Genomic DNA, 24,951 nt, shown 5'->3' with positions numbered 1-24,951 from the left:
GGTTCAGATCACGCGCCTGCTTCGGCGGGATCTTATGAAAAGGCCGTCCACAGCAGGGAGATGCCGGCGACGAGCATGATGCCGTCCATTAGGAGGCGGAAGACGTCGGGCTTGAGATGCAGCACGAAACGTTTGGCGATGAAAGCGCCGAACATGAGGGAGGAGCCGGCGATCAGGCCCTTTAGCGCAACGTCCGGGGTCAGCGCGCCGAAGCGTTCGAAAGTGACCGACTTGCTCAGATAAAGCCCGAGCGAGCTTGCGGCTTCGGTGGCGAGGAAGGCACCTTTGTTCAGCCCGTAAAACAGAAACAACGGCACGCTAAGCGGCCCGGTCGACACCACGATGCCCGTGATATAGCCGATGATGGCGCCGCCGACCGCCAGGTGCCAGAGCTGCGCCTTGATCTGGTGACGGTCCAGCCAATGCCGCACCGGCACCATCGCGATCAGAAACAGGCCGATCGCAATATCGACGGCGTGCGACGGCAGCGCCAGCAGCGTCCGCGCGCCCAGCGCAGCGGCCGGAATTCCCGTGGCCGAATAGGCAAGGCAGGCCCGCCAGTCAACCTCGCGCCACCAGGCGAGAATGCGCGAGAAGTTCGCCATCACGGCCGCGACCGCCATGATCGGAACGGCCTCCTTCGGCCCGTATTGATAGACCAATACCGGCATCAGCATGATCGACGAACCCGTGCCGACAATGCCCGAGATGGTGCCGGCGAGCAGGCCGACGATGAGGACGAAGAGGAAGCCCAAGGTTGCTGTCCTTCGCGATTCCCTGATGCTGACATCATGGTGGCAGCAGGCTCAGGTTACGAGGTCTAAATATCACTCGGAAAGGAGCCGGTCGTGTCAATCAAGGGAAGCTGCCATTGCGGCAACACACAATTCGAGGTGAGCGAAGCGCCGTCTGATGTGACACGCTGCACCTGCTCGCTGTGTTCCAAGCGTGGCGCGTTGTGGGCCTATTACACGCCGGCGCAATTTCGCCTGACGTCGGCGCCGGAAAATGTCGCGACCTACCTGTGGGGCAGCCGCACCGTCAAACATCATTTCTGCGCCGGCTGCGGCTGCGGCACCTATTCGGAGTCGCCGGACTGGTCGACCGGCAAGCCGGACTTCGACAGCCCCAAGGTCGGCGTCAATGCGCGGCTGTTCGACGATTTCGACCTCGATGCGGTGCCGGTGACGGTCATCGATGGCAAGAATCTGTGGTGACAGGCGGCCGCCGCGTTCGCGTCAGGCGGCGTAAAGCTCGACCGGGACGTCGAATCCCTTGAGCTGGTATGGCTTTGAGTGGCTGTCTTTCAAATCCGGCTGAGCGCGTTCAAAGACGGCCTTGGTCACGAGGATCTGGTCGGCTTCGGCGACCGACTGGGCTCGGGAAGCGGTGTTCACAACCGTGCCGATCGCCGTCAGGTCGCGGTGCGATCGGCCGAACTCGCCAAAACTCAGTTCGCCGGAGTGGATGCCGATGCCGATCCCGAGTTCGCTCGCAGTGAGCCCGTGCGCGGCAACGAGAGCTTCCCGGCGGTCGCGCCAGTTCTTCTGAATGTCGCGTGCGGCGAGCACGGCGCTTCTGGCATGCGCCTCCCGCTTCAGGGGAAAATTGAAGACCGCCATCACGGCGTCGCCGATCGTCTTGTTGAGGAGCCCGTCATGCTCCCAGATCGCGCTCGCACATTCGTCATAGAATGCGTCGAGCAGGCCTGAGACGGCATCCGGCGACTGTGATTGCGACAGGCTGGTATAGCCCCGCAGATCGGCAAACATGATGGTCGCGTCGATGGTGATCTTGCGGGCCCGCATCACCTTCGTGAACATCAGCTCGCAGATGGTGCAGGTGTTGGGGTTCATCCGGCTCGGACGAACGCCGAACGCGCGGAAGGGCGCCGAGATCACGCCGCGAATCGGCACCGGCAGATGCATCTGCTCCCAGCACCCCTTACAAATTCGCGAATGTTGCAAAGCCGCCATTTTCGACCGTGATCCACGCGAGCGGCAGATCGGCTGATCCTACAGTCCGGAACAGGCGCGAGCAAGGCAGCAGCGCCGCAGCGCACACCTGCCGGCTGGCGGCTTAACGCAAAGCTGCTAGGATCGCGTCAAAATAACCGGGAACGGAGGATCGCCATGGACGCCGTGACACCGAAGGGCGCGCAGACCGCAGACACGCATTCCCATCTCGTCCGCCCCGACAGCATGGAATGGCAGAAGACCCGTTTCCCCGGCTGCGAAGCCAAGACGCTGCTGTTCGATCGCAAGACCGGCCTGATGACCGCGCTGATGCGGTTCGCGCCGGGTGCGGTGCTGCCCGACCACGAGCATGTCAACATCGAGCAGACCTATGTTCTGGAAGGTTCGCTCGTCGACAAGGAAGGGCCGGCGAAGGGCATCGAATGCAAGGCCGGCGAATTCATCTGGCGCGAGGAGGGCAGCCGCCACGTCGCCTGGTGCCCCGAAGGCGGGCTGATGCTCGCGATTTTCCAGGTGCCGAACAAGTTCTTCGAGGCCGACGGCCGCGTCATCGATGCCGCCGGCGAAGATTGGGACGCGGCCTGGGGGCACACCAAAAAGGGCTGATTTCCGCTGGTCGAAACCGGGCGGCGGTCAAGGCGGCGTTTACCATGGCGGAGGCCGCTTCCCGGCGATCGGATTAAGCCTTTCTCAGGAGTCACTGGCTACCGTGCAACCCAAAATTGCCGGTGCTGGGGATATCGATGTCGCTCTTCAATGCTTTGGATCGGATCTCGCCTGTCGTTGATCGGCAAGCTGCGACAACTCGACTGACGTCATGGCTCTATGCCGCGACGTTATTCGTCTCGGCACTGCTTCTGTTCTCGATCCAGCCGATGTTTGCGAAGATGGTGCTTCCGAAACTCGGAGGCGCGCCGGCGGTCTGGTCGGTCGCTATGGTGTTTTTTCAGACGGTGCTGCTGGGAGGTTACGCCTACGCCCATCTGTTGAACCGTCTGTTGCTACCCGGGCGGGCGGTCATGTTCCATCTTCTGCTGGTCGGTGTAACCGCGATGATGCTTCCGATCGCGATTGCGCCCGAATGGGGTGCTCCGCCGCTGGATGGAACGGCGCTTTGGCTGTTCGGCCTGTTCGCGGCTTCCATCGGCCTTCCGTTCTTTACCTTGTCAGCCAGTGCGCCGCTGCTGCAAAGCTGGTTTGCCGCGAGCGGACATCGACAGGCGAGCAATCCATATGTGCTCTACGCTGCATCCAATCTTGGCTCGTTCGCCGCGCTGTTCGCCTATCCCGTCGTCATCGAACCGTTCCTGACGCTGAAAACGCAGACGGCGGCCTGGTCCATCGGGTTTGCGCTGCTGGCCATTCTCTTGAGTGTCGTCGGATTGTTTGCCACACGCGCGGTGCCTGCCACGGCCCAGGCCGAAGTTGCGGATGATGTTCGCACGAGTGCAGGGGAGCGGCTGCGCTGGATTGCGCTGGCCGCCATTCCGTCGGGTCTAGTCATCGCCGTTACGGCGTACATGACGACCGATATTGCTGCCGCTCCATTCCTCTGGGTGGTTCCGCTTGCGATCTTCCTGCTGACTTTCGTCGCTGTGTTTAGCGAGCGGCCATGGATCGCACATGCCAGCGTGGTCCGGTCTGTTCCGTTCGCGGTGGCGCCGCTCGCGGTGAGCCTGATCGGCGGGGAGAAGGTCTTTTGGCTGACCACGATTGCCCTCAATCTCGTCGCCTTCGCGCTGCTGACGCTGATGTGCCACGGCGAACTCTATGCCCGGCGTCCAAACCCTCGACGATTGACCGAATTCTACCTCTGCACCTCGTTTGGCGGGGTGATCGGTGGCGCCTTCGCGGGCTTGGTGGCGCCGCTGATTTTCAACGGCAATTACGAATATCCGATCCTGATCGCGCTGGCGCTGCTGTGCATGCCCGGCTTCTTCGCCGGCGGGCTGCGCAAGGCGCTGACAGACACGACGCCGTGGCTTCTGCTCAGTGCGGTGCTCGCGGTGATCTGGTACGCCACCCTCCTGCAGCCGCCAGCGACGCTGGAGCTGCCGTTTCAAGTGCTGCTCGCGCTGCTGGCGGCCGCGATGCTGTTTCAACGGCAGCGGCCGATGCGCTTCTTCGGCCTGGTCGTCCTGAGTTTTACAGTGACCACCCTGTGGCGACCTGGATTAGCGCCGATCGAAACGGCACGCAGTTTCTTTGGCGTCCATAAGGTCGCCGAGGTCGGCGACGGCAGAGCCCGCGTCCTTTATCACGGCACCACGATTCATGGTGCCCAGCGCTTGCGGAACGAGGACGGCACGCCGATCAGCGGTCCACTGCTGCCGCAGACGTATTACTATCCGGGGGGTCCGTACTCGGAGGCCATCGGCGCCGCGCGCGCTGTTCGCGGCAATCTGGACCACGTTGCCGTCGTAGGCCTGGGCACCGGTACGCTTGCCTGCCATCGCAAGGGCGGCGAGCTCTGGACGTTCTTCGAGATTGATCCGGAAGTAATTCGCATTGCACGTGATCCGCGTCGCTTCGAGTTCCTGTCACGCTGCGCGCCCGATGCGCCCGTGGTGGCCGGAGACGCGCGCCTGACATTGGAAGCATCGCATGACCGTTACGACCTGATCGTGCTGGATGCCTTCTCGTCCGATTCCATTCCGGTGCATCTGCTCACGCGTGACGCGCTTGCAGGTTATCTTTCGAGGCTTTCGCCGCACGGTGTTATCATCGCGCACATCTCCAATCGCTACCTCGATCTGGCGCCGGTGGTGGCGAACGTTGCTCATTCCCACGGGCTGGTCGCCTTCATCCGCGAAGACAACAGTGCCGGTGATCTCATGGTGACGTTGAAGGCCAATGCCCGCCTTGTGGTAATGGCGCGCGACGCCGCCGATGCCGGAAGCGTCGCAGAAAACTGGACGCCGCTGCATCCGGACCGGGCAAGCGCGCTGTGGACGGACGACTATTCCAACATTCTCGGCATTATGCTGCGCAAGAAATTTGGCGGGTAGCGGCTTGCGGGCAGCTACTTCAGCACGATCCATGCCGGCGCATGGTCGCTGGCGCCTTCCTCGCCGCGCACCTTGCGATCGACGCCGGCCTTGAGCAGGCGCGGCGCTATCTGCGGGCTGAGCAGCAGATGATCGAGCCGCAATCCGGCATCGCGCGGCCAGCGGTTGCGCTTGTAATCCCAGAACGTGAACATCGGCTTTTCCGGATGCAGCGTGCGGATCGCGTCCGTCCAGCCCTGGTCCACCAGCGCCTTGAACGCCGCGCGGCTCTTCGGCTGGATCAGCGCGTCCTTGTCCCAGGATTTCGTCGGATAGATATCTGACGGCGTCGGCGCGACATTGTAGTCGCCGGCCAGCACGACCGGGATGTCCTGCTTGAGCAATTTGCCAGCATGCGATCGCAACCGTTTGAACCAGTCGAGCTTGTAATCGAATTTCGGCCCGGGCTGCGGATTGCCGTTCGGAAGATAGATGCTGGTGACGATGACGCCGTTGACGGCGGCCTCGATATAGCGCGCCTCGTCATCATGGCGATCGCCGGGCAGCGCGGTCCGGGTCAATACCGGCTCGGCATTGCGCGCCAGGATAGCGACGCCGTTCCAGGCCTTCTGTCCGCGCCACACCGCGCCGTAGCCTGCCTTCTCGATCGCCGGAATCGGGAACTCGGCATCGGTCGATTTCAGTTCCTGCAGACAGACGACGTCGGGTTTGGCCGCGCGCAGCCAGCGCAACAGGTTCGGCAGGCGGCGGTTGACATTATTAATGTTGAAGGTCGCGATCTTCATGTAGAGCTAACCGGCATCACTGTGCTTCGCGGACATCTGGAGATTCCATGTCGAAACTGCGCTTCGCCGTTCTTGTGCTCGCCATGGGTTGCTCCGGATCCGCAGTTGCGCAAACCGCCGACGGGCGCGGCGCCTGCAAGGCGGACTATGACAAATATTGCGCCGGCACGCCGCCCGGCGGCGGTCGCGTCGTCGCATGTCTGACCAAGCAGCAGAACCAGCTCAGCGACGCCTGCAAGAAGGTATTGGCCAGCCGGAAGGCGCAGTAAGCGCAGCGAACGCACTAAAGCAGGATAAGATCAGGTTGGGCTGTGACGACGGACCATCTCGTGCCCCGTGCGCAAGCGGCCCTGAGCGCTGCGAGCCGGGCTCATTCTACTTTGCATGGGGTTGTTTTCCAGATTTTGTAACTAGGCCCTGCGATGCACCGTCTAGGTGGAAGCGGCCGCCGGCTCCGCTGGAGGCGGAGCAGGGGGCTCTGCAGTGGCATTGCCGCCCTTGTAGATCCGCGCGTAGCGCTTGCCGAGGCTGGTCAGCACTTCGTAGCCGATGGTGCCGAAATGGTGGGCGAGTTCGTCGACCGTGATGCCTTCGCCGATCAGGGTCACCATATGGCCGCGCCGCACGGCATTCTTGTCCAGATCGGTGACGTCGACGGCCGTCAGGTCCATCGAAATCCGCCCCGCGATCGGGCAGCGCCTGCCGGCGACCACCACCTCGGCGCCGCGGGTGCCGTCATTGGCGCTGGCGGCGCGGAAATAGCCGTCGGCATAGCCTGCGGCAACGATCGCTAATCTGGTCGGACGCCGCGCCGTCCAGGTGCCGCCATAGCCGACGGTATCGCCGCGCTCGACATTGCGGATCTGCACGATGCGCGCCTTCAATTCGACGACCGGCTGCATCGGATTGTCGGCTTCGGGCGTCGGATTGATGCCGTAAACCGCGCAGCCCGGCCGCACCAGGTCGAACTGGAATTGAGCGCCCAGGAACACGCCGGACGAATTCGCCAGCGACGCCGGTACGCCGGAAAACAGGCTCGCGATCTCGCGGAAAGCCGTGAGCTGCCTGGCGTTGGCGGGATTGTTGAGCAGTTCGGCGGAGGCGAGGTGGCTCATGACAAGGGTGATGCCGTGATCGCCGGCGTTGATCCGCGGGATGATGCCCTGCGCCTCGGTGACCGTCAGTCCGAGCCGGTTCATGCCGGTATCGATGTGAATGGCGGCGCCACCCGACCAACCCGAGCGGCGGCAGAACACGTCCCATTCGGCGAGTTCGTTGAGGTCGCCGATCACGGGCTTGCAGTCGATCCTGGCGTAGGCCTCGCCGGTGTTCTGGAAGAAGCCGTCGAGCACGTAGATGGCGGCCGCGGGCGCCGCGGCGCGAACCACGTGGGCCTCATCGAGGGTGGCGACGAAAAACGTCTTGCAGCCGGCGCCGGCAAGCGCGCGGGCCACCTGTTCGGCACCGCAGCCATAGGCATCCGCCTTGACGACACCGGCGCATTCGGCCGGCACCGCCGTCTTCTCGAGCTTGCGCCAGTTGGCGACGATGGCGTCGAGATCGACCGTCAGCACGCCGGTGGCCGTCACGAGCGCAGCCGCCTGGTTCGCCTCCGGCGAGAGCAGGGCGCCTTGCGGAATGGATTTGGGATCGGGGGCGACGTTCATGCCGCAGTATTACGCGGGGAAACGCCATGGTTCAACCGCGCTGAAGGCCGGACTAGGGCACACGGTAGGGTAGATTATCTCCTTCGACAAAATCACTAAACCGCGTGAATTGCCCTTCGAATTGCAGTGGGACCGTACCCGTTGGTCCGTGGCGCTGCTTGGCGATGATGACCTCGGCCTTGCCGTGAGCGAGCTCCATGTCGAGTTTCCACTTCTCGTGCTCGGGTGTACCGGGCTTGGGTTCCTTGTTCTGCAGATAATATTCTTCGCGGTACACGAACAGCACGACGTCGGCGTCCTGTTCGATCGAACCGGATTCACGCAAATCGGCCAATTGCGGATGCTTGTCGTCGCGGTTTTCGACCTGCCGCGACAGCTGCGACAGCGCGATCACCGGAATATTCAGCTCCTTGGCGAGCGCCTTCAGGTTGGTCGTGATCTCGGTGACTTCCTGCACGCGGTTGTCGTTGCCGCGCTTGCCCGAGCCCTGCAGCAGCTGGATGTAGTCGACCACGATCATGTCGAGGCCCTTCTGCCGCTTCAGCCGCCGCGCGCGCGCCGTCAGTTGCGAAATCGAAAGGCCGCCCGTCTCGTCGACATATAGCGGCAAATGCTCGAGCTTGATCGTGTAGTCGCGTATCCTTTCAAACTCGTCCTGTTTGATCCCGCCGCGACGGATCATGCTGGACGCAATGCCGGTTTGCTCGGCGAGAATACGCGTGGCAAGCTGCTCGGCCGACATTTCGCAGGAGAAGAAGCCGACAATGCCGCCATTGACAGACTTCATGGTGCCGTCGGCCTGAACTTCCGCCTGGTGCGCTTCGGCAATGTTATAGGCGATATTGGTTGCGAACGCGGTTTTGCCCATGCCGGGGCGTCCGGCGACGATGATCAAGTCGGATCGCTGCAGGCCGCCCATCTTTGAGTCGAGATCGCGCAAGCCGGTAGAGATGCCCGACAATTTTCCGTCGCGCTGATAGGCGTTGGCCGCCATATCGAGCGCGACCTTCATCGCCTGCGAGAAACGCTGGAAGCCGCCGTCATAGCGGCCGGACTCGGCGAGTTCATAGAGCTGTCGCTCGGCATCCTCGATCTGCGCGCGGGGTGCAAAGTCCACCGGCGCGTCGAAGGCGACGTTGACCATGTCCTCGCCGATCCGGATCAGGTCGCGTCGTAGCGCCATGTCGTAGATGGTGCGGCCGTAGTCCTGCGCGTTGATGATTGTGGTGGCCTCGGCCGCCACGCGGGCGAGGTATTGGCCAACCGTCATGCCACCGATATCGGTATCGGCGGGCAGGAACGTCTTCATCGTGACGGGGGTAGCCACCTTGCCCATCCGGATCAGGCTGCCGGCGGTCTCGAAAATGGTCTGGTGGAGCGGCTCGAAGAAGTGCTTCGGCTCCAGGAAGTCGGAAACCCGGTAGAACGCGTCGTTGTTGACCAGGATCGCGCCCAGCAGACTCTGCTCCGCCTCGATATTGTGCGGCGCGCTCCGATAGACCGGAGTTCCTGCGTCGGGAGCGAGTTTGAGGACGTTCGAATCAGTCAGAGCCATGGGTCGGATTATGCTTCAGATTCTTGGCGTTGTTGGGATTCCGCCGGAAGGTCGCGATCCTCCGAGGTGGGGGGCGATAAAGCGCCACTCGCGGGCCCGGTGGAAGTGTGAAGCTGCCTTATGCACGATTCACACATGTGAGGTGTGAATGAATCCCCGCCGGTCGACGTCTCCCCTTGACGGGGTTGCGGCCAAAGCCAGGCGAAGCGGGAACGCTTCACCGAAAATGCCAGGTAAAATCTTAGGAGAGCCTGAACCTTACCACGACTTGGACGGACATATCCGGACGCGCGGGGTGTTTTCGAGCAGCGTCTTAAGCGTTGATCAAACCAGCATCAGGTAGATGAACGCGAACACAGCGGCGCCCACACCGATTCCGATCAAGGCGTAGTCGATCCTGATGTCGGAATCGAACGGGGCTGGGTAGGTCTGCCGGCTCATGGCGGAGATCTACGACGGGCCGCCACGGGCTTCTGTGAAGTAGATCACATCGGATGTGATTTCTTCACCTCAGTATGGATTGGTTACGAAATTGGGAACGGGCCGGCGATTTTCGAGTTGCCAGTTATAACGGACCAGAAGGACTGGCGATGGGTCAGCAAATCCAGGGATGGCGATCGGCAAGCGCGCAGCGTTTGTGGCTGTCGATGCTGATCGACACGATGGAAGCGATTTCGCGCCCGGAACTGCGTGCGGTACCCTGTGACGAGCAGTTGCTTGCTACGGTGCGCGCCCAACTCGCCCGTCCGGCATTGGCTTGTACGCCTTATGCCTCGGCGTACAGCCTGCGGAACTGACGCCACCGCGCTTGACGGAGCCTATTCGCCCGCCAGTTGCAGCTGTGGCTGCCTTCCGGGTTCCATTCCGCGCAACCTCGCTTCCTCCCGGGTAATGTAATCCCGCGTCATCGGCACGATCCCCTGGCGTTTGGTGAGCTGGATCTGGAAGTTCATCAGGTTTTGCTTCCGGAACGACATTTCCGACGCCGCCAGGTAAAATTCCCACATGCGGGCAAACCGTTCGTCATAGAGGCGCACCGCCTCTTCGCGTCGCGCCATGAAGCGGTCCCGCCAGGCCTTCAGCGTTTCGGCATAATGCAGCCGCAGGATTTCGATGTCGCAGACCAAGAGGCCCGCCTTCTCGATCGCGGGGAGGACCTCGGAGAGGGCGGGGATATAGCCGCCCGGGAAGATGTACTTGGTGATCCATGGGCTCGTCACATCGGGACCTGTGGAACGGCCAATCGAATGCAGCACCATGATGCCGTCGTCCCTGAGAAGTTCGGCACAGCGCCGGAAGAAGGTCTCATAGAAATCGATGCCGACATGTTCGAACATGCCGACCGACACGATGCGGTCGAACGGGCCGGCAACATCGCGGTAATCGCTTGGCAGGAATCTTGCCGACCCCGTCAGGTTCTTTTCGGCGGCACGGGCATTCGAGGCCAGCAATTGCTCCGACGACAGCGTGATGCCGGTGACGTCGGCGCCGGTCATTTCGGCTAGATAGAGGCCAAGACCGCCCCAGCCCGAGCCGATGTCGAGCACGCGGTTGCCGTGCCCGATCAGGAGCTTGGCGGCAAGGTGGCGTTTTTTGGCAAGCTGGGCATCGTCGAGCGTCGTATCCGGCGTCTCGAAATAGGCGCAACTATATTGCTTGTCGGCGTCGAGGAAGAGGGAATAGAGCCGCCCGTCGAGGTCGTAGTGATGGGCGACGTTGTTTCTCGCCCGGCCGCGCCAATTGAATTGCCTGGCGTGCCGGCTGAAATAGCGCAGCCACCATTGCAGCTTGGCCCAACGTGGGAGCATTTCGGGCTGGCCGAGCAGTATTTCGAGCGTATCCGCGATCGAGCCGTCCTCGACCACGAAGGTGCCGTCCATATAGGCCTCGCCAAGCGCCAGTTCGGGATTGAGCAGAATGCGGCGCTGGGTCCGCTCGGTCAGGAACTTCACCGACACCGGACGCCCGGTTCCGTCACCGCAGGTAAACTTCGTCCCACTCGCGGCCGTGAAATTCATCGTGCCGCGGCGAATGAATTGACCCAAGAAATAACGCAACAACCGATCCATCGAAGCACCAATGGAACGAGCTACCCTTATACCGACGCGCCCAGGAAAGGTTGGTTCCAGGGATGGATCAAATTATCATAAGTATGATGATGCCGTGGCGCTATTGCGTTGGAGTCAAAGCGGATATTCTCAAATGCGGCAATCACGCAGATGCGCAATAAGCGCGCTTCCATTCGCGTCACAATCGGCTAAAAGGTGACCCCGCCGCCGGCCACGTGATGCGATGCCGCAGCGATTCTGGAGAAGCAGGGAATGTTGAGCCGAGCGCTCAGTTTAGCGACGGTGACGCTCCTGATCGGCTGCCTCACAGCAGGCGCGGCACGGGCGGCTGAAAATCTCGACGCGGGCAAGAGCCCCTCCCAGATATTCTCGAACACGTGCAACGCCTGCCACAAGAGCCCGCGTGGCCTGTTGAAGAACGTGTCGGCTTCGTCGTTGCCGGGTTTTCTGCGCCAGCACTATACGACCGGCACCGACATGGCCTCGGTGCTCTCGTCCTACCTGATCTCCAACGGGGCCGCCGACCCCCGGTATCAGGGCAAGGATCAGCCGAAGCAGAAGGACGCCAGGCAGGACGGAAGACCAGATCAGCCCGACCGGCTCGGTCGCCGGCAGCCACCAGCGGCACCTGCGCGGGAAGTTTCCCGGCCGGACGCCGACGGAGCACCGCCGCAAGGCGAGGGCGCGCGTCCAGGCCGAGACGCGAAGCGGTTCGCACGTCCGCAAGCGGCGCCCGATGCCTCGAAGCCTGCAGATGGCCAGGCCCCGCTGCAGGCCGCGACCGACAGCAAATCGGGCGTCAGGCAGAAGCAGGGCAGACGTGGCAAGCCCGCCGTCGAAGAGCCGCCGAAAACCGAGCAGGCAGCCCCCGGCGAAGTCGCAAAGGAAGAAGATGCGTCGCGGGATGCCGCCAAGGCTGAAACTGCCGCGACCGATCCCGCCAAGACTGATCCCGCCAAGACCGATGCGATCAAGACCGACGCGATCAAGGGCGAGGGCGACAAGCCGGCCAGCGAGGCAGCGAAGCCCGTAGGCGAAACGGAAAAGCCGGCACGCGACGGCGCGTCCGAGACCGCCAAAGTCGATGCTCCCAAGGAGAGCACCGGTAGCGAGCCGGCGCCGCTCAGGCCAGATCCGGTGCCGCCGGTCGCGCCGGCGCCGCCGGCTTCCGCTGCCACCGCGCCTGAGCCGGCCGCAGGTTCTTCCGCAGCGGCGCCTCCACCGGAAACGGCTACGGCGCCCGCATCGCCGCCGGTAGCGCCCGCCGGCCCGCCCGTGCCGCCCATCTCTCGCTAGGATTTTCAGATTTCCGAATGCCGGTCGACGGTGCGACATCGCTTGACCAGTTCTAGAGCGTTGCTCTAGAGTATAGATCCAACGGCCTCGAAAGATGGACGCGAATGACCACGGCGCGCGAAGATCTGCTGGCGGCGGGATTGGCGGTATTCGACCGCGACGGTTTCGAGGGCGCTACCGTGGCCGCCATCAGAACCCGCGCGCGAGCGTCCAATGGCAGCTTCTTCCATTTCTTCGGCTCGAAGAAGGAGCTGGCCGGTACGCTGTTCCTGGAAATTCTCGCCCGTTACCACGCTGCCGTCATCGCGGCGGTCGATGAATCCTGCGGGGCGCGGGAAGGCGTGGCGCGGCTGATCCGCGCGCATCTGGAATGGGTCGTCAGCTCCAGGCGCGAGGCACGCTATCTGTTCGAAATTTCCCGCAGCGAATGGACCGAGGAGATCCGCGGCGCGCAGCGCGCGCAAAATTCGCGTCTTGCGGAAGCCGTCCAGCGATGGCGCGCGCCGCTGGTTGAGCGCGGCGAATTGCTGCCGATGACATCGTCGGTGTTCTTCAGCCAGATCATCGGCCCGGCGCAGATTTTTTGCCGCGCATGGCTGTCGGGCCGCGACCGCGCCGATCCGAGAGAGCAAGCCGACATCCTGATCGCCTGCGCCATCCGCGCGGTGGTCGCGCCCGATGGGATCCACAAACCGGGAGAAACCGCATGAGTGCGAATAACGATCCCGACTTCGCGCCGATCGCGACCCGTATCCGCGACAATGTCGGCCGCCAAGGCTTCATGACCCATATCGGGGCGGAGCTGTCCGAGCTGACACGCGGCACGTGTACGCTTGAGGTCGACCGCCGGCCGGAACTGTTGCAGCAGCACGGCCTGTTCCACGGCGGCGTCACCGCCTTCCTGGTCGACAACGCTACCACGATCGCGGCCGCAACATCGCGGGGGCAGTCGGCGCTGACGGCGGAATACAAATTGAACCTGCTGTCGCCGGCGACCGGCGAGCGCCTGATCTGCAGGGCGCGCGTGATCAAGCCCGGACGTCAGGTCGCCGTGGTTGCGGCCGACGTGTTCTGCGTGATCGACGGCAAAGAGAAGCACACCGCGACCGCGTTGGCGTCGATTGCCATGCTCGACGAAAAAGCGGCTGCCAGAATCCCAAGCCCGGCCTGAAGGGGCCGGGCTTGAAACTCGTTGCAGCGCGATAGAGGCGTTACTTCTCGGTCGCAGCAGGCGCAGGCGCCTCGTCCTCGTGCTGGGCTTCCGGATCGAAGAACTCGCCAGCGGCGGCGAGCGCCTCGGCGGCGGCGTCCTGGTCTTCCTGACGGGTCGAGATGTCCTCGCCGCGGTTGATGCGCTCGGCCTCATCGGCGCTGCGCGCCACGGTGACGCTGACGCTGACTTCGACTTCCGGATGCACGGCGATGGCGATCGCGTGCTTGCCGATGGTCTTGATCGGCGCATCGAGCAGGACCTGGCTGCGGCTGATGGTGACGCCGTCGGCCTCGAAGGAGGTGATGATGTCGCGCACGCTGACCGAGCCGAACAACTGGCCGGTTTCGGAAGCCTGGCGCAGCACGACCACGTTGCGGCCGTTGATCTTCTCCGCGACCTTGGTCGCTTCGCCCTTGGCCTTGAGATTGTTGGCTTCGAGCTCGGCCTTCATGCCGTCGAACTTGGCGCGGTTGTCGGCGGTGGCGCGCAGCGCCTTGCCGCGCTTGAGCAGAAAGTTGCGGGCAAACCCGTCCTTGACGCGGACGACTTCGCCCATCTGACCGAGCTTGGCGACGCGTTCCAGCAAGATGATTTCCATTTTCGTTCTCCTTTTTGAGCGTTCGTATTCGATTGGGTTGGATGTTGCAGTTTCAGGATGCGGGCAGGGGTGGAGGCTTGCCGCGCAGATAGCGTTGGCGAAGTCCGAACACGGCGTCGGCGAGCCCGAGCGCGATCATCGCGAGCCCGGGCCAGACCAGAACGATCGTGACGACGTAGATGCAGCTCAGCCACAGCGCGCGACTCTTCAGCGCCAACGTCAGCGTATGCATGACGGCAAATCCCGTCAGCGCGTAGGCCATCAACAGCGCGCCGGCGGCAATCTTCGCGACGAGGCCAAGCAGCCCCCCGGTAAAACAGAATGCAATGGCGACGCACAGGCCGACGAGTGTCATCGGCGGCAGGGTCGTGGCCTTCAGATCGGGCCACGGGCGCTGGAGGCGGCCGGAGGTGGCGGTGATCTTGGCCGCAAGCCACAGATTGATCGTCAGCATGATCAGCGGCCCGATGACGATCGCGGCCGGCGCCAATGTTGCCGCGGCGTCGATCACACGCTCGTTGGTCTCGATTCGGTGCATTGCAAAAACCCGGGTCACACCGCGCTTCAAGGCGGCCGTGATCGCGTCCGGATCGGTGGTGAATGCGAAGAGCGTCGTAAGCGTGATGAGCGCGGCGAAGCCTGCGATCCACAGCAGGATGCGACCGACCGGGTACCATTCCATCGAGGGGGGCGTTTGTTCCGTGCCGTCGTTTACCGGCCGGCCCAGCATTGCAAGGTGGCCAAGCCACCACGCAGGAACTGCCACGCTAAGGGCATAGGCGATGCAATGATGCAGGCCGAAGAGCACGCCAATGCTGACGGCAGCAGCGATGCCGCCAATCGTTGCACTGAGGGGGCCCCATCCCATCGCCGCGACCATCAGGGGCATCGACGCCAGATAGAGCAACAACGCTGAAATCAGCGCGCGCGAAATTACAGACGCGAACATCAGGCCCGATGCAGCGCCGGCAGCGATACCAATGAGGACGATCGCGATCATCAGCTGTCCCGCCCCTTTCGAGCGGTTAGAGGTCGTCTCGACCCCAACCATCGGCGACCGGACGACCCGGAAGCCTTATGAATCTTATGAATAACGACCGGCGGCGCGAGCGCCGCCGGCCGAACATGTCTTAGCGAATGACGTAGGGCAGCAGGCCAAGGAAACGCGAGCGCTTGATGGCGCGCGCGAGTTCACGCTGCTTCTTGGCGGAGACGGCGGTGATGCGGCTCGGCACGATCTTGCCGCGCTCGGAGACGTAACGCATCAACAGCTTGGAATCCTTGTAGTCGATCTTCGGCGCATTCGGACCCGTGAACGGGCAGGTCTTGCGGCGACGGAAAAACGGACGGCGTGCACCAGCTTCAGCCATGATTCTTACTCCTCTTCCGTCGCTTCAACAGCGACGTCTTCGCGCGGACGGCGCGGGCCGCGGTCGCCGCGGAAGCCACCGCCTTCACGATCGCCACGGAAGCCGCCTTCGCGGTCACCACGGAAACCGCCGCCGCGATCGTCGCGCTCGCGGTCACGATCGGCCTTGCGCATCATCGCCGAGGGACCTTCCTCGTGCTCTTCGACGCGGACGGTGAGATAGCGGATGACGTCTTCAGAGATCCGCTCCTGCCGCTCGATCTCGGTGACCGCGGAGGAGGGCGCGTCGATGTTCATCAGCACGAAGTGCGCTTTGCGATTCTTGTTCATGCGGTAGGTGAGCGAACGCACGCCCCAGTTCTCGGTCTTGGTGACCTTGCCGCCGAGCCCTTCGACGATGCCCGTCATCTGGGTGGTCAGTTCTTCAACCTGCTGGGTGCTCGCATCCTGACGCGCGAGAAAAACATGCTCGTAAAGAGGCATGGGTGTCCTTTCCTGTGTTGGCGCGGTTCCCGGCGGCAAGCCCTTCGAGACCTCCGGAAAGGACTCGATAATGCTCAGAAGGCGGAAGCACGGGACGACGGGCCAACTGGCCCTGCCACATCAACATCGCCAAAAAGGTGAGATTGCTGAGACCGTCCGTTCAGCTCCCGGCCGGGATCCACGGATGGCGCGGTTTATAAGGATTTTCAGCGCGCTGGCAAGGCTTTCTTGCGGGGACTTGAAAGGGTTCCTGGCCTCTCCAACGAGGGCCGTGAGGCCACCGGGCCGGGTTGACATATTTGTTTGTATATCATACAAACAATGGATGAGAGGGCAAAATGGCTCCCAAGTTCGTCCAGACAGCTCCCGAAGCTCTAGCCGGCGATCCCAAGCATGCCGCCCGCGCCACGCGTACAGCCGGACGCCAGATGCGCTCGCGCCTCCTCGACGGCGCCAGCCGCCTGTTCAGGGAGCGGGGCCTCGCCGGAACCTCGATTTCGGACATTGCGGCGGCCGCGGACGCCTTTCCGAGCCAGATCACCTATTACTTCCGCACCAAGGAGGCGCTGTTCGTCGAGGCCGCCTGCCGCGAGATGCTCTATCTGGCGCGCGCGACCGAGCAGGCGGCGCTTCGGGCGCACACGCCGCGGGAATATACGCACGCGCTGGCGAAGACGGTGACGGCGACGGATTCGGTGGCCTTCTTTGCCGAGGCTTTGACCCTGACCAGACGCCGTCAGGATCTCGCTCCGTTGGTTGAACGCACCATCGAACGTCTGCACAGCGAAGGCGCCCGCGCTTATGCCAGCCAGGTCGAGCGGCATGGCTGGCGCTCACTCCGAGCGCCCGAGGAAAGCTCGCGCCGGTTCTGGGCAGTCGCGATCGGCGTCATGGTCGAGGGTCATGCGATGGGACGATCGGCAGAGGATTTGTGCCGCGAGATGCTGCGCGTGCTGGGCGATCAGGCCACGACACCGCCTGGCGTCGACAGCGCCAGACTGCGCGTGGTTGACGACAGCGACAAGCCCGACAGGGAGACCTCATCATGACCGCGCTACGCATGCGTGCCCGTGACTTTCTGAACGAGGACCAATTGATCGCGGTGCGCCAGCGCGTGACGTGGAAAGGCATCGCCCTGATCGTACATGCATGGGCGCTGATCCTGGGATCGATCGCGCTGGCCGCCTGGTGGCCCAACCCGCTGACCTTTTTGCTCGCGGTCGGCATCATCGGCTCGCGCCAGCTCGGGCTCGCGATCCTGATGCATGACGGCGCACATGGATGTCTGTCGGCGGACGAGAAGGTCAACCTGACGCTGAGCCAGTGGTTCTGCGCCTATCCGATCTTCGCCGAGACCCGCGCCTATCGCCGCTATCACCTGCAGCACCATGCGCGCACGCAGCAGGAAGACGATCCGGATCTGGTGCTATCAGCGCCGTTTCCGATCACGGGGATGAGCTACCGCCGCAAGTTCGTGCGCGATATCACCGGGCAGACCGGCTATCAGCAGCGCAAAGCGCAATTGCTAAATGCACTTGGGCCCAAGGAATGGCCGCTCGCGCGGCGCGCCGCGCATTTTTGGGAAAAGCTCGGTCCGCAGTGTGCCGTCAATGCCGTGCTGTTCGCAGGCCTTGCTGCCGCCGGCGTGTGGTGGGCCTATCCGCTGTTGTGGCTGCTGCCGCTGCTCACCTGGCAGATGGTCATCACCCGCATCCGCAACATCGCCGAGCATGCGGTGGTCCCCGACTCGAACGATCCCCTGCGCAATACGCGCACCACGCACACCAATTTCCTTGAGCGGCTGTTCATCGCGCCGTATTACGTGAACTACCACCTTGAGCATCACCTGCTGTTTTACGTGCCCTGCTACAACCTGCCGCGTGTCCACCGCATTCTCTCCGCGAGCCGGTATGCGGACCGAATGGAGGTGCAGCCGAATTACGCCGCCGTGCTGCGGCTCGCGACTGCCAGGCCGGACCACGAGGACCGGCCTGGTAACGTCGTGAGCAGCGCACGCCGCGCCCGGGCCGGGAAGGAGGTTGGCGGTGATCAGGCCGCAGGTGGCTTCTAGCTAGAGGTGGACATCCCCTTTCGCTCATAGGGTAACTTCCCTGGGCGACAATAGCCGCGAAGGAGCGAGCGTATGATCGATCTGACCACCTTGGCTGCTTATGCGGCGGTTGTGCTCGGCTTTGTATTCATTCCGGGTCCCGCCACGCTCCTCACCGTTGCACGGGCAACGAGTTCGGGCACCAGGGTGGGAATCGCGACCGGCGTCGGGATCGCGGCCGGCGACATGATTCATACCTTTATGGCGATCGTCGGCATCTCAGCGATCATTGCCACTTCGGCGCTGCTGTTCAGCATCATCAAATACATTGGCGCCGCGTATCTCGTTTACCTCGGCATTCGCGCAATCCTTGAGAGAACACCGGCAAATCTGACGCCCGGCGGACTACCAATCTCGGCCGGCAAAGCATTCAGGCAAGCTGTTTTGGCCGAGGTGCTGAACCCGAAAACCGCACTCTTTTTTCTCGCGTTCCTCCCCCAGTTCGTGGTGCCCGAAAACGGATCGGTCGTGCTTCAATTGACGATCCTGGGGATCCTTTTTGTGCTGTTGGGGCTCGTCAGTACGGTGGTTTTTGCGGTCTGCGCGGGAGGATTGGGCAATTTTCTCCGTCGAAATCCCACCGTGCTGAAGTGGCAGGGCAAGGCGGTTGGCGGCATCTATTGCGCTCTGGGCGTCCGGTTGGCGCTGCAGGAACGCTGAGCCTGTCCGCCCAATTCCCGGCCTTCCCTGCGGAATGCGTCATCCCCCACCGCGGCTTGACATCCCGGCCTCGGTCAGTGTCTTACGGCCCCAATCAAATAAGGGAGCGCCGATGACGGCTGCATTTACTTTTCCGGGGCAGGGTTCCCAGGCGGTCGGTATGGGCAAAGCCCTGGCGGAAGCCTTTCCGGCCGCGCGGGCGGTATTCGACGAGGTCGATTCGGCGCTCGGTGAGAAGCTGACCGCGATCATCTGGGACGGCCCGGCCGAAACCCTCCAGCTCACCGAAAATGCCCAGCCGGCCCTGATGGCGGTCTCGATTGCCACGCTGCGCGTGCTGGAGACCGAGGCGGGCTTTTCCGTGGGGCGGGATGCGGCCTTCGTCGCCGGCCATTCGCTCGGCGAATATTCCGCGCTGGCTGCGGCCGGCAGCCTCAGCGTCAGCGATACCGCGCGCCTGCTGCGTACCCGTGGCCTTGCGATGCAAAAAGCGGTGCCGGTCGGCGCCGGGGCCATGGCGGCACTGCTCGGGCTTGATTATGAGGCCGCGATGGCCGTCGCCGGCGAAGCCGCGCAGGGTCAGGTCTGCCAGGCGGCTAACGACAATGGCGGCGGGCAGGTGGTGGTGTCCGGCGACAAGGCCGCGGTCGAGCGCGCGCTCGACATCGCCAGGGCCAAGGGCGCCAAGCGCGCGATGCTGCTGCCGGTGTCCGCGCCGTTCCATTGCAAGCTGATGCAGCCCGCGGCCGATGCGATGGCGGAGGCACTGGCCGGCGTGACGATCAGGACGCCGGCTTCGCCGCTGGTGTCGAACGTGCTGGCGGCGCCGATCACCGATCCCGACGAGATTCGCCGCCGCCTGATCGAGCAGGTCACCGGCACCGTGCGCTGGCGCGAGTCGGTGGCTTACATGGCCGCGCACGGCGCCACGCGGTTCTTCGAAATCGGCGCCGGCAAGGTGCTGAGCGGTCTGGTCAAGCGCATCGCCGACGGCGCCATCGGCGTGTCGATCGGGGGACCCAACGATATTGCCGCGGCCAAGGACGCATTGGCGGCTTCGGCCTAAAGCTCCCGGAAGGAGAGATTGATGTTCGATTTGACGGGCAGGACGGCGCTGGTGACCGGCGCGACCGGCGGCATTGGCGGGGCGATCGCGCAGGCGTTGCATGGCCAGGGCGCGACCGTGGCTATTTCTGGAACGCGCCGCGAGGTGTTGGATTCGTTTGCCGGCAAGCTAGGCGATCGCGTCCACGTGCTGCCGTGCAACCTTTCCGATAGCGCTGATGTCGAGGCGCTGGTGCCCGCAGCGGAAGCTGCGATGGGGCAGGTCGACATCCTGATCGCGAATGCCGGCATCACGCGCGACAACCTTTTTGTGCAGTTGCGTGACGAGGATTGGGACGACGTCATCCAGGTCAATCTGACCGCGACCTTCCGTCTCGCCCGCGCCGCAACCAAGCTGATGATGCGCAAGCGCTTCGGCCGGATCATTGCGATCACCTCGATTGTCGGAGTGACCGGCAACCCCGGCCAGGCCAACTACACCGCGTCGAAGGCCGGAATTATCGGCCTGATCAAGACGCTGGGTGCGGAATACGCCAAGCGCAACGTGACCGCCAATTGCATCGCGCCGGGGTTCATCAAGACGCCGATGACGGACGCGCTCAACGACAAGCAGCGCGAAACCATCCTGACGAAGGTTCCTGCGGCGCGGCTGGGGACGCCGGAGGACATCGCCGCGGCGGCTGTCTATCTAGCCTCGAACGAGGCGGCCTACGTCACCGGCCAGACGATTCACGTCAACGGCGGAATGGCCATGTTTTGAGCGAGTTATTGCCCCGATCGATGCGGCCAAAGGCCGTTTCGCCGGGGTGGTGGAGGTTGTAGTCAGGACTTGGGAAGTATGGTAACCGAACCCCCGACGGATGGGCAAACAAGGCCATTGCAGGATTTTGAAACCCTGTATATTGGCGTGGCGACGCCTGCCGTTCGCCGGGGCTTTGTCGGCTACCACCGGGCCGAATCAAGACTATGCGCGATAGCGAAGGAAGTTTAACGACCACGATAGCTCGTAGCGTCTCTATAGCGTCTTGGGGTCGGGTCCAATGGAACAAGCACGAGGTTGAACGATGAGTGAGATTGGCGAGCGGGTTAAGAAGATTGTGGTCGAACACCTCGGTGTTGAACCCGATAAGGTTGTCGACAACGCAAGTTTCATCGACGACCTCGGCGCCGACAGTCTCGACACCGTCGAGCTTGTGATGGCATTTGAAGAAGAGTTCGGCTGCGAAATTCCCGATGACGCCGCCGAGACGATTTTGACAGTCGGCGACGCCACGAAGTTTCTCGAGAAGAACGCGAAAAGCTGACGTCGACGTCCCGGGCGGGTAGAGACAGAGCCGGACGGGCCGTTGTCGAACGGTCCCCCGGTTTCTTGTTTTGCGCCACTGGTTTCGGGTTGGAGTTTTTGACATGAGGCGGGTTGTCGTCACGGGGCTGGGCATGGTTACGCCGCTCGGCTGCGGCGTTGACACAACGTGGGCGCGTATCCTCAACGGTCAGAGCGGCGCCAAAAAGATCGATACATTCGAAGTTGCCGATCTGGCGAGCCAGATCGCCTGCGTGATTCCACGCGGCGACGGCAGTGACGGCACGTTCAATCCCGACCAGTGGATGGAGCCAAAGGAACAGCGCAAGGTCGACGACTTCATCATCTTTGCGATGGCCGCGGCGCGCCAGGCGCTCGACGACGCCGACTGGCATCCCTCGACCGAAGAAGACAAATGCGCCACCGGCACCCTGATCGGTTCGGGAATCGGCGGACTGTCCGGCATCGCCGATACGGCGTTGCTGCTGAAGGAGCGCGGGCCGCGCAGGGTATCGCCGTTCTTCATCCCGGGGCGACTGATCAATCTCGCTTCCGGCTATGTCTCGATCGAGCACGGCCTCAAGGGCCCCAACCATTCCGTGGTGACCGCGTGTTCGACCGGCGCGCATGCGATCGGCGACGGCGCCCGCCTGATTGCGCTCGGCGACGCCGACGTCATGGTGGCGGGCGGCACCGAATCGCCGATCTGCCGGCTGGCGATGGCGGGATTCTGCGCGGCGCGCGCGCTCTCGACCGGCTTCAACGAGACGCCGCACCGGGCCTCGCGGCCCTACGACAAGGACCGCGATGGATTCGTGATGGGCGAGGGCGCCGGCGTCGTCGTGCTCGAGGAATATGAGCACGCGAGAAAGCGCGGTGCGCGAATCTATGCCGAAGTGGTGGGCTACGGCCTGTCGGGCGACGCCTATCATATCACCTCGCCGTCGCCGGATGGCGATGGCGGCTTCCGCAGCATGACCGCGGCGATCAAGCGCGCCGGCATTGCGGTAGCCGATATCGACTACATCAACGCCCACGGAACTTCGACGCAGATCGGCGACGAGATCGAACTCGGCGCGGTGGAGCGGCTACTCGGCAACGCCGCCTCCAAGGTGTCGATGTCGTCGACGAAATCGTCGACCGGTCACCTGCTCGGTGCTGCCGGTGCGATCGAGGCCATTTTCAGTATCCTTGCGATTCGCGACAATATTGCTCCGCCCACCATCAATTTGGAAAATCCGTCGGTGGAAACCGCGATCGATCTGGTGCCGCAGACGGCGCGCAAGCGCGAGATTAACGTCGCGCTGTCGAATTCCTTCGGTTTCGGGGGCACCAATGCTTCCGTGATCGTGCGGCGCGTGGCTGACTAGCAAGTGTTTATAACTACTCCACCGTTTTGCCGCATTCGGCGATGACTTCTACATGTGGGCGTATGCTATCGGCTGGGCATAGGATTGCCCGGCCGCGATTGAACCGACAGGATTCAGGTTGCATCGATGAGTGAGAGGCCGCCCATTTCACCACGAAGCCCGCGCGCTGCGCTGGAGCCCGAGCAGGTGCCGCCGCCGCCGAAGCGGTCGGAGCGCGCCCGCAATCCCTTCGTGGTCGTCGGCAATGCCATCATCACCATCCTGATCATTCTGATGATCGGGGCGGGAACGGTGTACTATTACGGCAGGCAAATGCTGGAGACGCCGGGCCCGCTGCGGGAAGACAAGATCGTCAACATTCCCTCACGTGCCGGCAAGCGCGACATCGCCGATGCGCTGCTGCGCGAGGGCGTGATCAACGTCAATCCCTGGGTATTCATCGGCGGCGTGTTTGCGTTGAAGGCAAGTTCCGACCTCAAGCCGGGTGAATATTCCTTCCAGAAAAATGCCAGCCTGCGTGATGTCATCGCCACCATCGTCGAGGGCAAGGTGGTGCAGCACGCCGTCACTATCCCTGAAGGCCTGACGTCCGAACAGATCGTGGCGCGGCTCATCGACAACGACATCTTCGCTGGGAGCGTGCGGGAAATGCCGCGCGAAGGCACGCTGCTGCCGGAAACCTACAAATTCCCGCGCGGCACCACGCGCGAGCAGGTGATCCACCGCTTGCAACAGAGCCAGAAGCGGGTGCTCGCGGAGATCTGGGAACGCCGCAATCCGGATGTTCTGGTCAAGTCGCCGGAGCAGCTCATCACGCTGGCCTCGATCATCGAGAAGGAAACCGGCCGGGCCGACGAGCGCAGCCGCGTGGCTGCCGTATTCACCAATCGCCTGCGGCAGAGGATCAAGCTGCAGTCCGATCCGACCATCATCTACGGCCTGGTCGGCGGCAAGGGAACGCTGGGCCGGCCGATCAAGCGCTCCGAGATCACGCAACCGTCGCCCTACAACACCTACGTGATCGAAGGCCTGCCGCCCGGACCGATCGCCAATCCGGGCCGCGCCTCGCTCGAAGCGGCGGCCAACCCGGCGCGCACACGCGACCTGTTCTTCGTGGCCGACGGGACCGGCGGGCACGCCTTTACCGAGACCTACGACCAGCACCAAAAGAACGTCGCCAAGCTGCGGGCGCTCGAAAAACAGATTCAGAACGACACCGTCGAACCATCAGAGGATGCGCCGCCGCCAACGTCGGCCGGAGGGCCGGCCGATACCAATCCAACCGCGACCACGCCGCGGCCGGCGGGGCCGAAGAAGCCGCCCGCCCGTCCTGCGGCGCCTGCGACGGCGCCGGCCCGCCAGGGCGCCGCGCAGTCGACCACGACGCCGCCGGTGGTTCAGCGCTGACGCCCGGCCGGTTAAGTCGGCATTTCCGCTACGGCCGGAACGCAATTCCACTTTGGCGGAAATCGGCTTAAGGTCGCGCCGTCCCTTTCGAGTCTTGAAATCCCTGTTTTTCGGAGAGTGTTACGCGATGGCGCTATCGAGCATGACCGGTTTTGCCCGGAGTCACGGCGCCAGCGGTCCCTATACGTTCGAATGGGAACTGAAGTCGGTCAACGCCAAGGGTTTTGACCTGCGCTTGCGCCTGCCGCCGGGCTGGGACGAACTGGAGGCCTTGGCCAAGAAACGCGCCGGCGAGGTGCTGTCGCGGGGCACGGTCTACGCCAACCTCAGCGTCAAGCGCGCCAACGCGGTCTCCACCGTGCGCATCAATGAAGACGTGTTGGCCTCGATCGTGAAGGTCGCGGGCGAACTCGCCGGCCGGATCGACGCCGTGGCGCCCAGCATCGACGGTCTGCTTGGCATCAAGGGCGTCATCGAGGTCGTCGAACCCGAAAGCGACGAGGCGGAAGACAAGGCGGCGAGGGATGCCGCGGCCGCAGCCTTCGAGCAGGCGCTCGCCCAACTCGTCGAGATGCGCCGCCGCGAGGGCGTGACGCTGGGACAAATTCTGATCCAGCGCATGGATGAGATCGAGAGGCTGGCGAAGAAGGCCGAGGCTGCGCCCGGCCGCAAGCCGGAGGCGATCAGGGCGCGCCTGGCCGAGCAGGTGGCGGCACTCTTGGAAACTTCCGAACGCTTCGACGCTGACAGGCTCAATCAGGAAGCGATCATGATCGCGACCAAGGCCGACATCCGCGAAGAACTCGACCGCATCGCCTCGCACGTCGCGCAGGCCCGCGAGATGATCGGCAAGGGCGGGCCGGTCGGCCGGCGGCTCGACTTCCTCGCCCAGGAATTCAACCGCGAGGTCAACACCTGCTGCTCCAAATCGAATGATCTGGAATTGACCCAGACCGGGCTCGAGATGAAGAACGTGGTCGAGCAATTCCGCGAGCAGGTCCAGAACCTGGAGTAACC

27 protein-coding genes are annotated in these 24,951 nt (G+C 63.3%); 17 read left to right on the top strand and 10 right to left on the bottom strand.

Annotated features, from left to right (window positions below; genetic code table 11):
* Window positions 1-32: 32 nt before the first annotated feature.
* Window positions 33-755 carry a sulfite exporter TauE/SafE family protein gene (locus V1294_RS24115; protein ID WP_334500592.1) on the bottom strand — a complete coding sequence of 241 codons (723 nt, stop codon included), beginning with the start codon at window positions 753-755 and terminating at the stop codon, window positions 33-35.
* Window positions 756-848: 93 nt separating this feature from the next.
* Between V1294_RS24115 and V1294_RS24110 the strand changes: the two genes are divergently transcribed.
* Window positions 849-1,217: a GFA family protein gene (locus V1294_RS24110; RefSeq protein ID WP_334480055.1), complete on the top strand. Its 369-nt coding sequence runs from the start codon at window positions 849-851 to the stop codon at window positions 1,215-1,217.
* A 21-nt stretch (window positions 1,218-1,238) separates the two neighbouring features.
* Here the strand turns inward: V1294_RS24110 and V1294_RS24105 are convergent, their stop codons facing one another.
* On the bottom strand, window positions 1,239-1,967 hold the full coding sequence (locus tag V1294_RS24105; RefSeq protein ID WP_334504794.1) for an adenylate/guanylate cyclase domain-containing protein: 729 nt from the start codon (window positions 1,965-1,967) through the stop codon (window positions 1,239-1,241).
* Window positions 1,968-2,132: 165 nt separating this feature from the next.
* On the opposite strand from V1294_RS24105, the gene V1294_RS24100 reads away from it, so the two are divergent.
* A complete protein-coding gene (locus V1294_RS24100; protein ID WP_334480057.1) occupies window positions 2,133-2,582 on the top strand; it encodes a cupin domain-containing protein in 450 nt (149 codons plus the stop codon).
* A gap of 137 nt (window positions 2,583-2,719) precedes the next feature.
* Complete coding sequence (locus V1294_RS24095) at window positions 2,720-4,984, top strand: fused MFS/spermidine synthase (protein ID WP_334500590.1); 2,265 nt, start codon at window positions 2,720-2,722, stop codon at window positions 4,982-4,984.
* 14 nt (window positions 4,985-4,998) lie between these two features.
* Here V1294_RS24095 and V1294_RS24090 read toward each other — a convergent pair whose 3' ends face one another.
* Complete coding sequence (locus V1294_RS24090) at window positions 4,999-5,769, bottom strand: exodeoxyribonuclease III (protein ID WP_334500588.1); 771 nt, start codon at window positions 5,767-5,769, stop codon at window positions 4,999-5,001.
* Between the two features lie 47 nt (window positions 5,770-5,816).
* Here V1294_RS24090 and V1294_RS24085 point away from each other — a divergent pair, with 47 nt between their 5' ends.
* Window positions 5,817-6,038: a cysteine rich repeat-containing protein gene (locus tag V1294_RS24085; RefSeq protein WP_334480063.1), complete on the top strand. Its 222-nt coding sequence runs from the start codon at window positions 5,817-5,819 to the stop codon at window positions 6,036-6,038.
* A gap of 162 nt (window positions 6,039-6,200) precedes the next feature.
* Here the strand turns inward: V1294_RS24085 and alr are convergent, their stop codons facing one another.
* Window positions 6,201-7,436, bottom strand: a complete 1,236-nt coding sequence (alr, locus tag V1294_RS24080; RefSeq protein ID WP_334500587.1) for an alanine racemase — start codon at window positions 7,434-7,436, stop codon at window positions 6,201-6,203.
* Window positions 7,437-7,488: 52 nt separating this feature from the next.
* A complete protein-coding gene (locus V1294_RS24075) occupies window positions 7,489-8,991 on the bottom strand; it encodes a replicative DNA helicase (protein WP_334480067.1) in 1,503 nt (500 codons plus the stop codon).
* Between the two features lie 590 nt (window positions 8,992-9,581).
* Between V1294_RS24075 and V1294_RS24070 the strand changes: the two genes are divergently transcribed.
* A complete protein-coding gene (locus V1294_RS24070) occupies window positions 9,582-9,788 on the top strand; it encodes a transcriptional regulator (RefSeq protein ID WP_334500586.1) in 207 nt (68 codons plus the stop codon).
* A 21-nt stretch (window positions 9,789-9,809) separates the two neighbouring features.
* On the opposite strand, the gene V1294_RS24065 is transcribed toward V1294_RS24070, so the two are convergent.
* Window positions 9,810-11,060: a cyclopropane-fatty-acyl-phospholipid synthase family protein gene (locus V1294_RS24065; RefSeq protein ID WP_334500585.1), complete on the bottom strand. Its 1,251-nt coding sequence runs from the start codon at window positions 11,058-11,060 to the stop codon at window positions 9,810-9,812.
* A gap of 252 nt (window positions 11,061-11,312) precedes the next feature.
* On the opposite strand from V1294_RS24065, the gene V1294_RS24060 reads away from it, so the two are divergent.
* The 3 genes from V1294_RS24060 (at window position 11,313) to V1294_RS24050 (ending at window position 13,527) form a co-directional block, all read left to right on the top strand.
* On the top strand, window positions 11,313-12,356 hold the full coding sequence (locus tag V1294_RS24060) for a hypothetical protein (RefSeq protein WP_334500584.1): 1,044 nt from the start codon (window positions 11,313-11,315) through the stop codon (window positions 12,354-12,356).
* 104 nt (window positions 12,357-12,460) lie between these two features.
* Entirely contained in the window at window positions 12,461-13,066 is a 606-nt protein-coding gene (locus tag V1294_RS24055) for a TetR/AcrR family transcriptional regulator (protein ID WP_334500583.1), read from the top strand.
* Window positions 13,063-13,527 (top strand): PaaI family thioesterase, encoded by a 465-nt coding sequence (locus V1294_RS24050; protein WP_334500581.1) that lies wholly within the window; start codon window positions 13,063-13,065, stop codon window positions 13,525-13,527. The genes V1294_RS24055 and V1294_RS24050 overlap by 4 nt, the downstream gene beginning before the upstream one ends.
* A 40-nt stretch (window positions 13,528-13,567) precedes the next feature.
* Here the strand turns inward: V1294_RS24050 and rplI are convergent, their stop codons facing one another.
* The 4 genes from rplI to rpsF form a co-directional block, all read right to left on the bottom strand.
* Window positions 13,568-14,167, bottom strand: coding sequence for a 50S ribosomal protein L9 (gene rplI, locus V1294_RS24045; protein WP_334480080.1), 600 nt, complete (start codon window positions 14,165-14,167; stop codon window positions 13,568-13,570).
* A 52-nt stretch (window positions 14,168-14,219) separates the two neighbouring features.
* On the bottom strand, window positions 14,220-15,167 hold the full coding sequence (locus V1294_RS24040; protein ID WP_334500579.1) for a hypothetical protein: 948 nt from the start codon (window positions 15,165-15,167) through the stop codon (window positions 14,220-14,222).
* 130 nt (window positions 15,168-15,297) lie between these two features.
* Window positions 15,298-15,537 carry a 30S ribosomal protein S18 gene (gene rpsR / locus V1294_RS24035; RefSeq protein ID WP_002711478.1) on the bottom strand — a complete coding sequence of 80 codons (240 nt, stop codon included), beginning with the start codon at window positions 15,535-15,537 and terminating at the stop codon, window positions 15,298-15,300.
* Between the two features lie 5 nt (window positions 15,538-15,542).
* Complete coding sequence (gene rpsF, locus V1294_RS24030) at window positions 15,543-16,019, bottom strand: 30S ribosomal protein S6 (RefSeq protein ID WP_334489649.1); 477 nt, start codon at window positions 16,017-16,019, stop codon at window positions 15,543-15,545.
* A 338-nt stretch (window positions 16,020-16,357) separates the two neighbouring features.
* Here rpsF and V1294_RS24025 point away from each other — a divergent pair, with 338 nt between their 5' ends.
* The 9 genes from V1294_RS24025 to V1294_RS23985 all read left to right on the top strand — a co-directional run bounded on the left by V1294_RS24025 (window position 16,358) and on the right by V1294_RS23985 (window position 24,949).
* Window positions 16,358-17,068, top strand: a complete 711-nt coding sequence (locus V1294_RS24025; RefSeq protein WP_334500577.1) for a TetR/AcrR family transcriptional regulator C-terminal domain-containing protein — start codon at window positions 16,358-16,360, stop codon at window positions 17,066-17,068.
* Window positions 17,065-18,090: a fatty acid desaturase family protein gene (locus V1294_RS24020; RefSeq protein WP_334500575.1), complete on the top strand. Its 1,026-nt coding sequence runs from the start codon at window positions 17,065-17,067 to the stop codon at window positions 18,088-18,090. Before V1294_RS24025 ends, V1294_RS24020 begins: the two co-directional genes overlap by 4 nt.
* 72 nt (window positions 18,091-18,162) lie before the next feature.
* On the top strand, window positions 18,163-18,789 hold the full coding sequence (locus V1294_RS24015; RefSeq protein ID WP_334480089.1) for a LysE family translocator: 627 nt from the start codon (window positions 18,163-18,165) through the stop codon (window positions 18,787-18,789).
* Window positions 18,790-18,901: 112 nt separating this feature from the next.
* On the top strand, window positions 18,902-19,855 hold the full coding sequence (fabD, locus tag V1294_RS24010) for an ACP S-malonyltransferase (protein ID WP_334500573.1): 954 nt from the start codon (window positions 18,902-18,904) through the stop codon (window positions 19,853-19,855).
* A gap of 21 nt (window positions 19,856-19,876) precedes the next feature.
* Window positions 19,877-20,614, top strand: a complete 738-nt coding sequence (fabG, locus tag V1294_RS24005; RefSeq protein ID WP_334480093.1) for a 3-oxoacyl-[acyl-carrier-protein] reductase — start codon at window positions 19,877-19,879, stop codon at window positions 20,612-20,614.
* A gap of 304 nt (window positions 20,615-20,918) precedes the next feature.
* On the top strand, window positions 20,919-21,158 hold the full coding sequence (locus V1294_RS24000) for an acyl carrier protein (protein WP_008969609.1): 240 nt from the start codon (window positions 20,919-20,921) through the stop codon (window positions 21,156-21,158).
* A 103-nt stretch (window positions 21,159-21,261) separates the two neighbouring features.
* Window positions 21,262-22,527 carry a beta-ketoacyl-ACP synthase II gene (gene fabF, locus V1294_RS23995; protein ID WP_334500571.1) on the top strand — a complete coding sequence of 422 codons (1,266 nt, stop codon included), beginning with the start codon at window positions 21,262-21,264 and terminating at the stop codon, window positions 22,525-22,527.
* A gap of 126 nt (window positions 22,528-22,653) precedes the next feature.
* Window positions 22,654-23,934 carry an endolytic transglycosylase MltG gene (gene mltG, locus V1294_RS23990; protein WP_108519336.1) on the top strand — a complete coding sequence of 427 codons (1,281 nt, stop codon included), beginning with the start codon at window positions 22,654-22,656 and terminating at the stop codon, window positions 23,932-23,934.
* A 127-nt stretch (window positions 23,935-24,061) separates the two neighbouring features.
* Window positions 24,062-24,949: a YicC/YloC family endoribonuclease gene (locus tag V1294_RS23985; RefSeq protein ID WP_334500569.1), complete on the top strand. Its 888-nt coding sequence runs from the start codon at window positions 24,062-24,064 to the stop codon at window positions 24,947-24,949.
* The last annotated feature ends 2 nt before the right edge of the window (window positions 24,950-24,951 follow it).

It is taken from the genome of Bradyrhizobium sp. AZCC 1678 (assembly GCF_036924765.1).
Lineage (GTDB): Bacteria > Pseudomonadota > Alphaproteobacteria > Rhizobiales > Xanthobacteraceae > Bradyrhizobium > Bradyrhizobium algeriense.
This window is presented reverse-complemented; position numbering and strand designations above follow the sequence as displayed.